The organism is Ralstonia sp. GX3-BWBA (assembly GCF_003290055.1).
Lineage (GTDB): Bacteria > Pseudomonadota > Gammaproteobacteria > Burkholderiales > Burkholderiaceae > Ralstonia > Ralstonia holmesii.
In genome coordinates this window covers 130,014-144,985 of record NZ_QMKS01000002.1, presented here as the reverse complement: position 1 = coordinate 144,985, position 14,972 = coordinate 130,014, and the positions used below count along the sequence as shown (strand labels likewise).

General features: G+C 64.4%; 13 protein-coding genes. 1 reads left to right on the top strand and 12 read right to left on the bottom strand.

What is annotated here, in order from left to right:
- Positions 1-261: 261 nt before the first annotated feature.
- The 12 genes from gap to DOD19_RS01365 form a co-directional block, all read right to left on the bottom strand.
- A complete protein-coding gene (gap, locus tag DOD19_RS01420) occupies positions 262-1,260 on the bottom strand; it encodes a type I glyceraldehyde-3-phosphate dehydrogenase (RefSeq protein WP_009241512.1) in 999 nt (332 codons plus the stop codon).
- 86 nt (positions 1,261-1,346) lie between these two features.
- A complete protein-coding gene (gene tkt, locus DOD19_RS01415; protein WP_112183668.1) occupies positions 1,347-3,362 on the bottom strand; it encodes a transketolase in 2,016 nt (671 codons plus the stop codon).
- A 116-nt stretch (positions 3,363-3,478) separates the two neighbouring features.
- Positions 3,479-4,627, bottom strand: coding sequence for a galactonate dehydratase (gene dgoD, locus DOD19_RS01410; RefSeq protein WP_012762895.1), 1,149 nt, complete (start codon positions 4,625-4,627; stop codon positions 3,479-3,481).
- 15 nt (positions 4,628-4,642) lie between these two features.
- Entirely contained in the window at positions 4,643-5,269 is a 627-nt protein-coding gene (locus DOD19_RS01405; RefSeq protein ID WP_024979091.1) for a 2-dehydro-3-deoxy-6-phosphogalactonate aldolase, read from the bottom strand.
- On the bottom strand, positions 5,266-6,075 hold the full coding sequence (locus DOD19_RS01400) for an SDR family oxidoreductase (protein ID WP_024979092.1): 810 nt from the start codon (positions 6,073-6,075) through the stop codon (positions 5,266-5,268). The genes DOD19_RS01405 and DOD19_RS01400 overlap by 4 nt, the downstream gene beginning before the upstream one ends.
- Positions 6,072-6,956: an aldose 1-epimerase gene (locus DOD19_RS01395; protein ID WP_112183666.1), complete on the bottom strand. Its 885-nt coding sequence runs from the start codon at positions 6,954-6,956 to the stop codon at positions 6,072-6,074. Before DOD19_RS01395 ends, DOD19_RS01400 begins: the two co-directional genes overlap by 4 nt.
- Entirely contained in the window at positions 6,937-7,851 is a 915-nt protein-coding gene (locus tag DOD19_RS01390; RefSeq protein ID WP_112183664.1) for an SMP-30/gluconolactonase/LRE family protein, read from the bottom strand. The genes DOD19_RS01395 and DOD19_RS01390 overlap by 20 nt, the downstream gene beginning before the upstream one ends.
- Positions 7,852-7,861: 10 nt before the next feature.
- Positions 7,862-8,869, bottom strand: a complete 1,008-nt coding sequence (araH, locus tag DOD19_RS01385) for an L-arabinose ABC transporter permease AraH (protein ID WP_024979095.1) — start codon at positions 8,867-8,869, stop codon at positions 7,862-7,864.
- Positions 8,870-8,886: 17 nt separating this feature from the next.
- On the bottom strand, positions 8,887-10,434 hold the full coding sequence (gene araG, locus DOD19_RS01380) for an L-arabinose ABC transporter ATP-binding protein AraG (protein ID WP_112183662.1): 1,548 nt from the start codon (positions 10,432-10,434) through the stop codon (positions 8,887-8,889).
- Between the two features lie 33 nt (positions 10,435-10,467).
- On the bottom strand, positions 10,468-11,415 hold the full coding sequence (locus tag DOD19_RS01375; protein ID WP_235193270.1) for an arabinose ABC transporter substrate-binding protein: 948 nt from the start codon (positions 11,413-11,415) through the stop codon (positions 10,468-10,470).
- Between the two features lie 133 nt (positions 11,416-11,548).
- A complete protein-coding gene (locus tag DOD19_RS01370) occupies positions 11,549-12,562 on the bottom strand; it encodes a 2-dehydro-3-deoxygalactonokinase (protein ID WP_024979098.1) in 1,014 nt (337 codons plus the stop codon).
- Positions 12,563-12,737: 175 nt separating this feature from the next.
- The gene (locus tag DOD19_RS01365; protein WP_024979099.1) at positions 12,738-13,802 is read right to left on the bottom strand and encodes a porin; all 1,065 of its coding nucleotides are present in this window, start codon (positions 13,800-13,802) and stop codon (positions 12,738-12,740) included.
- Positions 13,803-13,976: 174 nt separating this feature from the next.
- Here DOD19_RS01365 and gcvA point away from each other — a divergent pair, with 174 nt between their 5' ends.
- Positions 13,977-14,903 carry a transcriptional regulator GcvA gene (gcvA, locus tag DOD19_RS01360; protein WP_024979100.1) on the top strand — a complete coding sequence of 309 codons (927 nt, stop codon included), beginning with the start codon at positions 13,977-13,979 and terminating at the stop codon, positions 14,901-14,903.
- Positions 14,904-14,972: the final 69 nt, after the last annotated feature.

Here is a 14,972-nt window from a genome sequence, read left to right as displayed (position 1 = left end):
AGGCAACGGGTCAGATGCGGCGTAAAAGCCCGCCACATCACAATGTAGTATTTGTTCAGTGTACGGACTGCAACCCGATTTTCAAAGCGAATTCCTGTTGCGCGAATTCGAAACTTGCCCATCCGCAAACGTTTCTTTTCAGTTCTTAACAAACTGGTATCGAGCGTGCGCCGAGTGGCGCGTGGCTGTGACGGCTGCTGCGCTTCGCCCGCCTATGAAAAACGCGCCCGAAGGCGCGTTTTTCTGTGCCGTTAAGCAGGATTACTTGCCCACCACACGCGCCATTTCCAGGCACTTGTTCGAGTAGCCCCACTCGTTGTCGTACCAGCTCACGACCTTGATGAACGTGCCGTCCAGTGCGATGCCGGCTTCGGCGTCGAAGATCGAGGTGCGTGCATCGCCGCGGAAATCCGTAGCGACGACCTTGTCTTCGGTGTAGCCCAGCACGCCCTTCAGCGCGCCCTCGCTCTGTGCCTTCATTTCGGCGCAGATTTCAGCGTACGTGGCAGCGCTTTCCAGCTCGACGGTCAAATCGACGACCGACACGTCCGAGGTTGGCACGCGGAACGACATGCCGGTCAGCTTCTTGTTCAGTTGCGGGATCACCACGCCCACGGCCTTGGCGGCGCCAGTGGACGACGGGATGATGTTTTCCAGGATGCCGCGGCCGCCGCGCCAGTCCTTGTTGGACGGGCCGTCAACAGTCTTCTGCGTGGCGGTGGCAGCGTGCACGGTGGTCATCAGGCCGCGCTTGATACCCCACTTGTCGTTCAGCACCTTGGCAACCGGTGCCAGGCAGTTGGTCGTGCACGAAGCGTTGGAGATGATCGCCTCGCCCTTGTACGTTTCGTGGTTCACGCCGTACACGAACATCGGGGTGTCATCCTTCGACGGAGCCGACATGATCACCTTCTTGGCGCCCGCGTCGATGTGCTTTTGCGCGCCTTCCTTGGTCAGGAAGATGCCGGTCGATTCGATCACCACGTCGGCGCCGACTTCGCCCCACTTCAGCTCGGACGGATCCTTCACGGCGGTCAGGCGGATCTTCTTGCCGTTGACGACGAGCGTGTTGCCGTCGACCGACACTTCACCGTCGAAGCGGCCGTGCACCGAGTCGTACTTGAGCATGTACGCCAGGTAGTCGGGCTCGAGCAGGTCGTTGATGGCAACGACTTCGATGTCCTTGAAGTTGGCGGCGGCGGCGCGGAACACCATGCGTCCGATGCGGCCGAAGCCGTTGATGCCGATCTTGATGGTCATGGTCAGTCTCCTGATAGCAGAAAAGAAATCGACGGTGCGATAAAAACCAGCGCGGCACCTCGTGGGTGCCGCGTGCGCAAATTCAGTTAAGCAATGACGCTCTTGGCGGTGTTCACCACGTTTTCGACGGTGAAGCCGAAGTGCTTGAACAGCACGCCTGCCGGGGCCGACTCACCGAACGTGTCGATACCGACCACGGCTTGTACCTGGTACTTCCACCAGAAATCGGTCACGCCCGCTTCCACCGCAATGCGCGGCACACCGGCCGGCAGCACGCTCGCCTTGTAGGCAGAATCCTGCTTGTCGAACACGGTCGTGGCGGGCACCGATACCACGCGCGCATGAATACCCTCGGCAGCAAGCTGATCTGCTGCACCCACCGCCAGGCCAACTTCTGAGCCGGTGGCGATGATCACCACGTCCGGCTTACCGTTAGCGGCATCGCGGAGCACGTAGCCGCCGCGCGCGATGGCTTCGCGCGTGACCGGGTTGCGCGCCTGGAACGGCAGGTTCTGGCGGCTGAAGATCAGGCAGCTCGGGCCGTTCTGGCGCTCGATGGCAGCAGCCCAAGCGACGGCGGTTTCGGTGGTGTCGGCGGTGCGCCAGACGTCCATGTTCGGGATCAGGCGCAGGCTGGCAACGTGCTCGATGGACTGGTGCGTCGGACCGTCTTCGCCCAGGCCAATCGAATCGTGCGTAAAGACGAAGATCGAGCGGATCTTCATCAGCGCGGCCATGCGCAGCGCGTTGCGGCTGTAGTCGGAGAACGTCAGGAACGTGCCGCCATACGGAATGTAGCCGCCGTGCAGCGCGATGCCGTTCATGATGGCGCTCATGCCGAACTCGCGCACGCCGTAGTTGATGTGGTTGCCCCAGGCATCCACACGCACGGCTTTGCTGCCGCTCCAGTTGGTCAGGTTCGAACCGGTCAGGTCGGCCGAGCCGCCCAGCAGCTCACCCAGCACCGGGCCATAGGCTTCGAGCGTGTTCTGGCTGGCCTTGCGCGTGGCAATGGTCTCGGCCTTCTGCTCGCACTTCTCGATGAACTCGGCGACGGCCTTGTCGAAGGCTTCCGGCAGTTCGCCACGCATGCGGCGCTCGAACTGCGCGGCTTCGGCCGGGTGGCGCTCGGAATAGGCATCGAACAGCGCGTTCCAGGCCTTTTCCAGTGCCTGGCCCTGGCCCTTGGCATCCCACGCGTCGTACACGGCTTGCGGCACTTCAAACGGGGCGTGCGGCCAGGCCAGCGCTTCGCGCGCGGCAGCGATTTCAGCGCCGCCCAGCGGCGCGCCGTGCACATCGTGACCGCCTTCCTTGTTGGGCGCACCCTTGCCGATGAGCGTGCGGCAGCAGATCAGGGTCGGCTTGTCCGACTTCTTGGCTTCGGCAATGGCGGCGTCCACGGCGGCAACGTTATGACCATCCACGGCGCGGATCACGTTCCAGCCGTAGGCTTCGAAGCGCTTCGGGGTGTCGTCGTTGAACCAGTGGACAACGTCGCCGTCGATCGAGATGCCGTTGTCGTCCCACAGCGCGATGAGCTTGTTCAGCTTGAGCGTGCCGGCCAGCGAGCAAGCCTCGTGGCTGATGCCTTCCATCAAGCAGCCATCGCCCAGGAAGACATAGGTGTGGTGGTTGACGATGTCGAAGCCCGGGCGGTTGAATTCCTGGCCCAAAAGGCGCTCGGCCAGGGCCATGCCGACGGCGTTGGTGATGCCTTGGCCCAGCGGGCCAGTGGTGGTTTCCACGCCCGGGGTGATGCCGTATTCCGGGTGGCCAGCGGTCTTGCTGTGGAGCTGACGGAAGTTCTTCAGTTCCGACATCGGCAGGTCATAGCCGGTCAGGTGCAGCAGCGCGTAGATCAGCATCGAGCCGTGGCCGTTGGACAGCACGAAGCGGTCGCGATCAGGCCAGCGCGGGTTCAGCGGGTTGTGGCGCAGGTGGCGGCTCCACAGTGCCACGGCGATATCCGCCATGCCCATCGGCGCGCCGGGGTGGCCCGAATTGGCTTGCTGGACGGCGTCCATGGCAAGCACGCGAATGGCGCTGGCCATCAACTGGGTAGGCTGGGTGGTATTCGAGTGGAGGGCGGGGGCGGTCATGCGAACCTGCGGCAGGAGATAGGCGGGAAAACCGCGATTTTACCAGACGGGGATGACCCGGCTGGGGTGATCGCGGTCAGTAAAACGTGCTACGACTTCCCCCTCCCCCGCCCGGCTTACCACTCCGCGACGGAACCGTCGGCATGGCGCCACACTGGGTTGCGCCAGTCGGGGGCTTCCTTGCTGCGTTCGATGACCAGCGCCTCATCAATGTCGACGCCCAGGCCGGGCAGGCGCGGCGGGCGGATATAGCCGCCTTCCAGGGCGAAATCGGCCTTGTTCCGCACGTAATCAAGCAGTTCGGCGCCCTTGTTGTAATGGATGCCCATGCTCTGTTCCTGCAACGTGGCGTTCCAGCTCACGAAATCGACGTGCAGGCAGGCCGCCAGAGCGATGGGGCCCAGCGGGCAATGCGGCGCCAACGCCACATCGTAAGCTTCGGCCATTGCGGCGATCTTCACGCATTCGGTAATGCCGCCGGCGTGAGACAGGTCCGGCTGCAGAATCGATACCCCACCCGCTTCCAGCACGCGCTTGAAGTCGAAACGCGAGAACATGCGCTCGCCGGCGGCGATGGGCAGATGCGTGTGGGCGGCCAGGCGGGCGTAGGTTTCGGCCTGCTCGGCCAGCACCGGTTCTTCGATAAAGAGCGGGCGATACGGCTCCAGCTCCTTGATCAGCACCTTGGCCATCGGCGCAGAAACGCGGCCATGGAAATCGAGCCCGAATTCGACGGTATTGCCAAAGGCCGAGCGAATTTCTGCAACCTTCGCCACCGCGGCATCCACGGCGCGGGACGTGTCGATGATGCCCATCTCTTCGCAGCCGTTGAGCTTGAAGTGATCAAAGCCGCCGGCCTGCAGCGCCTTCATGCCGGCAATCACGTCGGCCGGACGGTCGCCGCCGACCCAGCTGTACGTGCGCATCTTGTCGCGCACGAGGCCGCCGAGCAGTTCGTACACCGGCACGCCCAGCACCTTTCCCTTGATGTCCCACAGCGCCTGGTCAATGCCGGCAATGGCGCTCATCAGAATCGGGCCGCCGCGGTAGAAGCCGGCGCGGTACATGGTCTGCCAGAGGTCGTTGATGCGGCTCGGGTCTTGGCCGATGAGGTAGTCGGACAGCTCATGCACCGCCGCTTCCACCGTGCGCGCACGGCCTTCGATGACGGGCTCGCCCCAGCCGGTGACGCCCTCATCGGTCTCGACTTTCAGGAACATCCAGCGCGGCGGCAGGCGGTAGGTGGTCAGACGGGTGATTTTCATGGATCGATGATGCGTTCAGGTGCGGACAGATTGGGCGGTGCGGTAAGCGGTGACGAAGGCGCGTGCGCGTTCGGCGGTGCGCTCGACGGGCTGGCCTGGGCGATACAGGTCGCTGCCGAGGCCAGCGCCAATGCAGCCGGCGGCAAGGTAATCGGCGAGGTTCTCCGGCGTGATGCTGCCCACGGCAAATACCGGCACCTCGGGCGGCAGCACGGCCTTGAGCGCGCGCACATAGCCGGGGCCGAGCGCGCCGGCCGGGAAAATCTTCAGTGCCTGCGCGCCCGCATCGAGCGCGGCAAAGGCTTCGGTGGCGGTCATGCAGCCAATGCAGGTGACGAGGCCGGCGTGGGCGGCGGCGCGGATCACCGGCGCATGCGTGTTGGGCGTGACGACCAGCTTGCCGCCCGCCGCGACCATCAGGTCAACGTCTTCGGGGCGCAGCACGGTGCCTGCACCGATCAGGGCGCGGTCACCGAAGGCGCGAGCGGCCAGTTGCACGCTTTGCGCCCAGTCGGGCGAATTCAGCGGAATTTCGATGGCATCGAAACCGGCATCGACGAGCGCCTGCGTGTGCGCCAGCACCTCGTCGGGCCGGATGCCGCGCAGGATGGCGATCAGCGGAAGGTGGGTTGTCCAGGTCATTCGTGATAGAGCTGCGAGCGCCCGCCATCGATCAGGATGTCGGTCGCGTTGATGAAACGCGCCTCGTCGGAAGCGAGGAACAGCGCGGTGTAGGCCACCTCTTCGGGCTCGCCGATGCGCTTGCACGGCAGCAGCTCAGCCTGGCGGCGGCGTTCGGCTTGCGGATCGGGGGCGGCGGCAAAGCCGGCCTCGGCAATCGGCGTAAGGATCAGCCCCGGCGAGATCGAATTCACGCGGATACCCCGCGCCGCATATTCAATGCCCAGCGCCCGCGTGAGCCCGATCAGCCCATGCTTGGCCACCGGATACGGAAACGCGCCCGGAATGATCTTGTGCCCATGCACCGAGGCAATGTTGACGATGCTGCCCGCGCCGCGCGCCAGCATGTGCGGCAGCACGGCGCGCGCGCAGTGCCACGCGCCTTCCAGATCGACGGAAAGACAACGCGCCCAATCGTCCTCGCTCAACTTGAGGGGATCGGCAAACACGTTGATGCCGGCGTTGTTGACCAGCACGTCAATCCCGCCAAAGCGCTCGACGCCTGCGGCGACCATCGCGTCGATCTGCGCACGGTCGCGCACGTCGGCTTGTACGAGGAGGATGTTGTCGTCGCTGCCGACGCTGTTGCCAATTTCGGCGGCGAAGGCCTCGGCGCGCTCGTCACGCACCAGCGCGTTGACGATCACACGTGCGCCGTGTTGCGCGAACAGCTTGGCAATCGCGCCGCCAATGCCTTGCGTGGCGCCCGTCACCAGGGCGACCTTGCCTGCGAGACGCGGCGGAAAAGACATCGGAGAAGCAGTCATGCGTCGGGTTGATTCACGGTGAATTGATAGCTGCGTTGCAGGCTCTGGCCGGTGCCGAGAATGGTCAGGCCGTGGTCTTGCGGCAAGCCCGGCAGGTTGTGCGCGTTGATCGCGTGGTCGATCGGCTCGAAGCAGAAGAAGTCGTACGCAACCGGCGTGTACAGCACATAGCGTGACGTGTCGGCGGCAATCTGCACGGACATGCGGCGGCTGGGCCAGACGATCTCGGCGCGGCCATCCCAGCCTTCGAAGCTGTGATTGATGGCGGCGCTGGCCTCCAGCTTCCGGAGCTTTCGAAAATCTGCGTCGGAAGATGGCGCCTGCAAGACCGTCGGCAGATAGTCCGGCGCGGATTGCCACATGGCCGTTGCGCCAGCGCGCAACCGAACATCGGGTGTGCGCGGAAAGAACGGATGCACGCCAAGCCCGAATGGCAGCGTCGCACCTTCGTTGCGCACCGTCAGCGCGATGTCTAGCGTGTTGCCTGCCAGCGTGTAGCGCTGCACCGCCAGATAGCGGAATGGGCGGCCGTGGTCGACCATCACGGCGAGTTCAACGGACGTATCTGTTTGCGACACTGCATGCCACGGCATCAGCCAGCCGTGGCCATGCAGCGGATACGGTTCGTCGTCACGCGTGCGCGGCACTTCGATGGTCTGCCCCTGGAACGCGAAGCGCCCGCCGCCAATGCGGTTGGACCACGGCACCAGCGGATAGCAGGCCAGCGTTCTCGGATCGCGCAGTGCAGCGTCTGCCTCGCCCTGCCGGAAGATGGGTGCAACATCACCGTCTCGCAGCAGATCGAAACGCAGCAATCCGGCTCCCGCCTCGGGCAGCACCTCGGCGCGTAGCACGCCGTTGTCAAGCCGCAACGTAGGCATGGCCGAAACGGCTCTCCGGCAATCCGCGTACGTCGGGCACGGCAAGCTGCAGCGTCGCGCCGGCGTTCACGTCTTCTGCCAGGCGGTGCGACGACAAGCCGTCGCGCGCCGTCGTCAGATACAGCGTGTCGAGCGCCTCGCCGCCAAATGCGGGGCACGTGGGCTGCGATGCCGGTACGGACATGCGCGCCAGCACGCGCCCATCCGGTGCGTAGCGCGTCAGGCGGTTGCCGCCCCACTCTGCGTTCCAGAGGCAGCCGTCTGCGTCGACGGTGGAGCCATCGGGCGAGCCTTTGTGGGCACCCTCGGCATCCTGGTCGCGCAGATCGGCGAAGACGCGAATATTGGCGACTTCGCCGGTCTGCCCGTCGTAATCGCACGCGTGGATACGGCGGCTGTGCGTATCGCACCAATACATGGTCTCGCCGTCGGGGCTGAAGGCAATGCTGTTGGCGATGGCAATGTGCGGTAGCGCCAGACGCTGCAGCGCACCCATCGGCGTGAAGCGATAAAAACTGCCGGTGGGTTCGGGGCCGCCTTCGTGCATGGTGCCGAAGACGTAATTGCCGGAGCGATCGGCGCGGCCGTCGTTGACGCGCGTGGTCGGGTTGTCGGGCTCAACCTCGGCCAGCAGCGTAAGCGTGCCGGTGTGCGTGTCGAAACGGGCGATGTTCTTGGCAAGGCCCAGGATGAGCACGCCGGGTTCGTCCGTCAGCACGAAAGAGCCCACGCGTTGCGGCAGCGGCCATTGGCGCTCCTGCCCCGTCGCCGGATCGTGCTGCCACAGCAGCGATTCCTGGATGTCCGTCCACCAGAGCAGGCGCTGGGCGTCGTCCCAGACAATGCCTTCGCCCAGCGTGCACCGCAGATCGGAGAGCGTGGTTGCGGTTGTCATCTGCGCAGCCTCACTCACGGCCGCCGCGGTTCTTCAACTGGTCGACCAGCACCGCTGCCAGCAGAATCGCGCCGCGCACGAGGTACTGGTAGAACGCGTCGATATTCAGCAGGTTCATCGCGTTCTGCACGGTGCCCATGATGAGCACGCCGACCAGCACCCCGCTGATGGTGGCGCGGCCGCCCAGCAGCGACACGCCGCCCAGCACACACGCCGAGATCACGTTCAGCTCAAAGCCTTGCGCAGCATTCGGCTGGCCGCTGGTGATGCGCGCCGCCAGAATCACGCCCGCCAGCGCAGCAACCACGCCCTGGATGAGGAAGATGACGATGCGCGTCATGTTGACGTTCACGCCCGCCAGCCGTGCCGCTTCCGGATTGCCGCCAATCGCCAGCGTATTGCGGCCGTAGATCGTCTTGTTGAGCAGCACGCCAAACACCACGAAGCACAGCCCCGCCACCCACACCGGCGTCGGCACGCCAAAGACGATGGTGTTGCCCAGGTCGAAGAAGTCCATGTCGGACACGCCCACCGCCTGCCCGTGCGAGGCAATGAAGGCGAGGCCGCGTACGATTTCCATCGTGGCCAGCGTGGTGATCAGCGCGTTGATCTTCAGCTTGGCGATCACGAAACCGTTGACGCCACCGATGATCGCGCCCGCCACCAGGCTGCCGCCGATGCCGAGTGCGATGCTGCCGGTGGCGTTGATGATCATCGCGCACAGCACGCCGGCAAACGCCACCGTGGAGCCGATCGACAGGTCGAAATCACGCGACGCCAGACAGAACATCATCGTGCAGGCGACCATGCCGATCTGCGAGACGGAGAGCGCCAAGCCCACCATGTTCTGCCACGAGAAGAAGTACTCGACCGAGAACGACAGCGCGGCAAACAGAATGGCGAAGATCAGCGGCAGGCTGAAATCGTCCAGCAGGCGAAGTAGGCGCGTCTTGTTCATGGCAGAGCGTGCCGATGCGGCGAGCGCATCGGAATGTTGCAGGGGTTGAGACTGGGACATCTTGGACTCCGGGGTTCTCAGGCAGCCAGCGGCGGCATGGGTGCAGACGGCAGCGGCGCAGATTCAGGGCCTGACTCGGGACGTAGGGCGAGCTTGAGCACGGCCTGCTCATTGGCCTGCTCGCGCGGCAGTTCGCCGGCGATGCGGCCTTCGCTCATCACGAGCACGCGGTCGGCCACACCGAGGATTTCCGGCAACTCGCTGGAAATCATCAGCACGGCCACGCCACGTTCGGCCAGCTCGTACAGCACCTGGTAGATCTCGTTCTTGGCACCGACGTCGATGCCGCGCGTGGGCTCATCGATGATCAGCACACGCATGTCGTCTTCGGCCAGCCAGCGCGCCAGAATGGCCTTCTGCTGGTTGCCGCCCGACAGCAGGCGAATCGGCTGCTCGCGGTTGGGCGTCTTGATGCGCAGGCGCGTGATGTAGTGGTCAGCCGTCTTCGCTTCCTGCTTGTCATTGACGAACAGGCCGAAGCGACGCTGGTTGCGCCGGCAGCTGATGTTGATGTTTTCCGACACCGAGCGGCAGCCGATGATGCCCTCTTCCTTGCGGTCTTCCGGGCACAGGACGATGCCTTGGCGGATGGCATCGGCCACATCGCGGATGCGGATCGGCGCGCCGTCGAGCGTGATGCTCCCGGCCGTCTTGCGATCGGCCCCGTAGATCAATCGCGCCAGCTCCGATCGCCCCGCACCCACCAGCCCGAACAGGCCGACGATCTCGCCGCGGCGCACGGACAGGCTTGCCGGCTCGGCCAACTTCGGGCCCACCAGGCCATCCACCTGCAAGCGCACGTCGCCCAGCGGGCGCGCGCGGTAATCGAAGATATCGTCGATCTGGCGGCCGACCATCTGCGCGACCAGCTCGTCGCGCGTGACGTTGGCCATCGACGGGAAATCCGCCACCTTGCGGCCGTCGCGGAAGATCGTGCAGCCGTCGCACAGCTCGAAAATCTCATCCAGCCGGTGCGAGATGTAGATCAGCGCACGGCCCTGCGCGCGCAGGTCTTTCACGAGGCGGAACAGGATGTCGGTCTCGCGGATCGACAGCGAACTTGTCGGCTCGTCCAGCGCAATCACGCGCGCATCGCGCAGGATCGCCTTGCAGATCTCGACCATCTGGCGCTGCCCGATCGACAGGTGTTTCAGCTTGGCGCGCGGGTCCAGATCGACACCGATGCGCCCGAGCTGTTCGCGCGTCCAGGCCATCGCCTCGCGCTGGCGGATGAACCCGCCGCTGGCCGGCAAATGGCCGAGCAGCAGGTTGTCCATCACCGTCAGTTCGGGCACCGTCTGCAGCTCCTGGTGGATGACGGCAATGCCGGCATCCAGCGCCGCCCGCGTGGTCGGGAACGCCGTCGGCTGGCCCTCGACGACGATCTGCCCTCCGTCGGGCTGATAGTCGCCGCCCAGGATCTTCAACAGCGTCGACTTGCCCGCGCCGTTCTCGCCCAGCAAGCCGTGCACGCGGCCGCATTCGATGCCAAACGACACATCGGACAGCGCCCGCACACCCGGAAACACCTTGCTGATGCCACGAAACTCAAGAAACGCCGACATGGCAAGTCTCCTTCAACAACGTTGTCCGCAAGATCACAAACCCATTTCCTGGCGGACTTGCTTCTCGTTGTCGCGTGTCATCAGGCGGCCGCTGGTCAGGGTAAGCGGGTCCGGTGCCTTGTTGTTCTTGATCCACTCGTACATGTTGATCGAGGTTTCGTAGCCGTGGCGCTTCGGGCTGATCAGCACGGTGCCGAAGAAACCGGTCTTCTCGGGCTTGGAGAACTCGTTGAGCGCCGACTGGCTGCCGCCGATGCCCACACCGATGATGTCTGCCGGCTTCACGCCGTGGCCTTCCGCTGCACGCACTGCGCCCAGCACGGCTTCGTCATTCAGGCCGAAGGCAATCCAGTGCTTGAACTTCGGGTTCTTGGTCAGGGTGATGTTGGCGGCGTTGAACGCGGCTTCGGTATCCGTCTTGGCCTGCGGGCTGGTCAGCACGTTCGCGGCCGGGAAGCCCGCTTTGGTGAGCGCTGCGACTGCGCCGTCGGTGCGCTCCTTGGCGGTCGGCAGTTGGTCATACGCAATACGGATGGCACCGACTTCCGACAGATTCCAGCCGCGCTTTTTCATCTCCTGCGCAATCGCATCGCCCACCTGTTCGCCGATCTTCGTGGCCGAGATGCCCATGTGCGGCACGGATTCGATCGGCTTGCCAGCACCGTCGACCAGGCGGTCATCCACCGTCATCAGCTTGAGGTTGTTCTGCTTGGCCTTGGCCACGACTGCCGGTCCGAGCTTCACGTCGGGCACGCAGATCACGAAACCCTGCGCATGCTGCGCGCCCAGGTTGTCGATGGCCGTCAGCACTTCGCCGCCGCTGGGCACGCCGATCTTCACCAGCTTGAAGCCCTTTTCCTTGGCGGCCTGGTCTGCGAACTTCCATTCGTCCTGGAACCACGGCTCTTCGGGCTGCTTGACCAGGAAGCCGATCTTCACGTCATCGGCTGCATGGGCAAACACCGAAAGGCCGCCGGCCATGGCGAACAGCGTGGCGGCAGCAATGGCCTTGAATGTCCCGCGTCGTTGTTGTTGCATGTTGTCTCCTTGCGATGCCGTCTTTGCGGCATCTGTTCTGCGTTGGATGAAAGATGGGATGGCGTGGGCGCCGGGCTTACGCCACCTTCAAGGTTTTGACCAGGCCGCGTTCGCGTGCGATGGCGATCGCGCCGCTGCCGGCCAGGTGTTCCTGCTGTTCACTGCTCGTAACGGTGACCTTGCCCGAGAAGAAATCGTCGTCCGACACCAGCACGGCCAGCGCCTCGCGCAGCAGCGGCTTGCCGGTGATGACGAACTGCGTGCCGGGGTTCATGCGGATCGCGCTGCTGTTCTTGAGCGTGAGCAGATCCGCGCCCAGCACCGCGCCCAGCAGGAAGTTGGCCCGCGCATTGCGCTCGTAGATCGTGAACTGACCCAGCGTGCGCACCATGAAACAGGCGCGCCCCAGTCCGATGCTGCTGGCGCTGCGCGCGCCGGACAGCAACATTTCCGAATCGACCTCGGTGGCAAAGTCGGAGTCGAGCGCGTCGGCCAGGATGGTGTTGTGCGTGATCACGTGCAGCAGCTCGCCAGCCAGCGTCGTCACACAGCCGGTGATGCGCTGATCCGCGTCCAGATGCACAAACTTCGAGTGCGAACCCGGCAGCACGATCACCGCCGGCTCTGTGATGCCAAGGCGAGCGACCAAACCCATGGTCTCGACTTCTTCGCCGCGCATCATGTCCATCGACTCGATGTTGTGCAGGCCGAGGTTGTCCACCGGATTGCGCACGCCCGGCACAAACCAGATTGGCTGGGGGCACACCTCGGGAATGCTCGCCTGCACCATCCCCGCGGCCAGGTCGCGCAGGCCGGCTGGCGCCACCAGGTGCGGTACTTCATGCAGGCCAACGTTGGAGGTGATCATGCCGGACGCCAGCACCAAGTCGACCTGGCTCATGCCGAAACCGGCCTTCTGCAGCGCAGCTTCAATGGTGTCCTGCACGCCGCGCTGCAGCGTCGTCCGGTTGCCGGTGATGGCGGTGTCGCGCACGCCAACCTGGCGCGCAGCCTGGCAGAGCGCAACGTCATCGCGCCAGACCGTGACGCGTGTGTTGGTGGTACCGGTATCGATGGTGAGGATGTTCATGCGTGGCATTGCTTGGTGTGACGTGGGACGGGCCCTGGGTTAAAACCGTTTCATGATCCGCAGCGAGCGGCCCGTGGTTGACTTGGAAGGCGCCGCCGTCCATGAAGACGTCGTCGAGAAGCGGCAACGTCGCACAGTCGAGTTCGGGGCGCGCAACAGGATCATGAGCGGTTTTTTAGAACGAGTGAACGATACCGGTGTAGGCACCCAGTTGGTTCTTACCCGGCGCCGGGTTGTTGTTGGTTGCTTCCACCGAGAAGTTGGCGGTAGCGCTGTTCTGCACCGTGCCCACGCTCGCGTACAGCATCGTGCGCTTGGACAGGTTGTAGTTGGCACCCGCCATGAACAGGTTGGCGTTACCGCCACCGTGGTTCACGTTGACGCGATAGGCCGCGCCGATCAGCGTCAACGCCGGCGTGACTTCATAGTTGATGCCCAGCCAGTAATGATTGGCCTTGGTCGGGGCGCCCGCTGCCGCATCCGGTGCAGACAGGTTTTCATACGCGGCAAACAGCTTCGCCTTGCCGATGGTGTACGTGCCGCCGATCGTCGCTTCCTTCGAGAAGTTGAAGATGTCGCTGAACTTGCCGTTGCCGTCGCGGATCACGTCGTAGATCGCGCGCACTTCCAGCGGGCCGGCGGTGTAGACGGCGGACACGCCATCGCGACGGCTGTTCGTGAACGAGCCGGGTTGTTCACCCAGGCCGGTCTGCAGGCCGATCTGGAAGCCGCCCCAGGTCGGGCTTTGGTATTCGACGACGTTGTTGGCGCCCGGCCAGTTACGCCCGCGCACCAGCGTGGCCGAGCCGATGAACTGCTGGCCGGTCGGGTCCAGGAACCAGACGTCGTTGCTGATGAAGAGGTTCTTGCCAGCCGTCAACGTGCCCCAGGTCGGGCTGGACAGGCCGACGTACGAACGGCGATTAAACAGCGCGTCACCGTTGGTTTTGCCTTGCGCCGCGCCAAAGCCGGACTCCAGCCGGAAGACCGCCTGCAGGCCACCGCCCAGATCCTCCTTGCCCATGAACCCGAACATGCTGGTCCCCCACTGGTTGTCGGCGGCGCGCCAGAGGCTGCCGCCCGGGGAGGTCGCGGTGGGGGCGACGTTGTTCTGGTAATCGATGCCGCTGGCGACGCGGCCGTACAGCGTGACGTTGGTTTGTGCGAGGGCGGGAGCGGTCCAGCCAGCGAGCGCAAGGCTGCACGCCAGCATCCCGCGAACAGCGGTGGTTCGATTCATGACGTCTCCTGAATGTTTTTGTAGGCGGGGTCCGGTGCGTCGCGCGGTTTGAGATCGCTGGAGGCACACACCAAGCATCGTCACCGGCCCCAGGCGCATTTGTAGTCGGGGCGGCCTTAACGTGGCAAACTACAAATTCTTCGTTGTACGTTAAATTTTTCTTAACGAGAACGCATGGCACGACGCCTCCCTCCCCTTAATGCATTGCGCGTCTTTGAAGTTGCGGGCCGCCATTTGAGCTTCAGCCGGGCTGCGGACGAGCTTTGCGTGACCAACGCTGCCGTCAGCCATCAGATCAAGCAGCTCGAAGATCATCTGGGCAAAAAGCTCTTTGCGCGCCGCAACAACCAGCTCTCGTTGACCGACGCCGGCGACAACTACCTGCCTCGCGTGCGCGACGCGCTGCGTGCCCTCGAACAAGCCACCGACCTACTGATGGACACCGCCGACGCGCCGCTGCGCGTGGCCGTGCCGCCAACCTTCGGCGCCAAATGGCTGGTGCCGCGGCTGTACCGTTTCTTCAACCAGCATCCGCACGTGCGCGTCGAAGTCTCGACCGCCGACGTGCAAGATCACGGCCAGTTCGATCTGTGCATCGACGACCGGCAAGTCAACGCGCCCAACCTGCGCGTCGAGTGGTTCACCTCCACCGATTTTTTTCCCGTCTGCAACGCCACGCTGCAGGCGGCCATCCGCATGCCGCAGGACCTCGCCACGCAAACGCTGTTGCACGAGCGCGGCGGCCGCCATCTCGCGCACCATCCGACGTGGCGGCAATGGCTCGACGAGGTCGGTGTGCCCCACATCGATGCCACGCGCGGGCCGGCATTTTCTGAGGCCCTGATGGCGCTGCAGGCAGCTATTGACGGCCAAGGCGTGGCGCTCGGCCAGGGCATCCTTGTCGAATACGACATCGCCGCCGGACGTCTGATGCGACCGCTGGCGACCGAAGCCTCGCTGCGCCTGTCGTACTACCTGATCCATCCACACCAGGCAGCCGAGCACGCGGGCTTTGCATTGTTCCGCCAGTGGCTCGTCGATGAAGTCGCGCGCGGGGGCGGCCGTGCACGCAACCAGCCCCCGGCAAGCGAGGTGTTTTGATTTCTTTTTGATTGTGGCGTGGCGGGCGCTCTACACTACTCGTCCCTGGCTGCATTGCGCCGAAGAAGG

Excerpts from the sequence above, each read along its gene's own strand:
- araH (WP_024979095.1), bottom strand. The coding sequence starts at position 8,869 with ATGTCCCAGTCTCAACCCCTGCAACATTCCGATGCGCTCGCCGCATCG.
- DOD19_RS01400 (WP_024979092.1), bottom strand. The coding sequence starts at position 6,075 with ATGACTGCTTCTCCGATGTCTTTTCCGCCGCGTCTCGCAGGCAAGGTC.
- tkt (WP_112183668.1), bottom strand. The coding sequence starts at position 3,362 with ATGACCGCCCCCGCCCTCCACTCGAATACCACCCAGCCTACCCAGTTG.
- DOD19_RS01405 (WP_024979091.1), bottom strand. The coding sequence starts at position 5,269 with ATGACCTGGACAACCCACCTTCCGCTGATCGCCATCCTGCGCGGCATC.
- gap (WP_009241512.1), bottom strand. The coding sequence starts at position 1,260 with ATGACCATCAAGATCGGCATCAACGGCTTCGGCCGCATCGGACGCATG.
- DOD19_RS01390 (WP_112183664.1), bottom strand. The coding sequence starts at position 7,851 with ATGACAACCGCAACCACGCTCTCCGATCTGCGGTGCACGCTGGGCGAA.
- DOD19_RS01375 (WP_235193270.1), bottom strand. The coding sequence starts at position 11,415 with ATGGCCGGCGGCCTTTCGGTGTTTGCCCATGCAGCCGATGACGTGAAG.
- DOD19_RS01370 (WP_024979098.1), bottom strand. The coding sequence starts at position 12,562 with ATGAACATCCTCACCATCGATACCGGTACCACCAACACACGCGTCACG.
- DOD19_RS01365 (WP_024979099.1), bottom strand. The coding sequence starts at position 13,802 with ATGAATCGAACCACCGCTGTTCGCGGGATGCTGGCGTGCAGCCTTGCG.
- DOD19_RS01395 (WP_112183666.1), bottom strand. The coding sequence starts at position 6,956 with ATGCCTACGTTGCGGCTTGACAACGGCGTGCTACGCGCCGAGGTGCTG.
- dgoD (WP_012762895.1), bottom strand. The coding sequence starts at position 4,627 with ATGAAAATCACCCGTCTGACCACCTACCGCCTGCCGCCGCGCTGGATG.
- araG (WP_112183662.1), bottom strand. The coding sequence starts at position 10,434 with ATGTCGGCGTTTCTTGAGTTTCGTGGCATCAGCAAGGTGTTTCCGGGT.
- gcvA (WP_024979100.1), top strand. The coding sequence starts at position 13,977 with ATGGCACGACGCCTCCCTCCCCTTAATGCATTGCGCGTCTTTGAAGTT.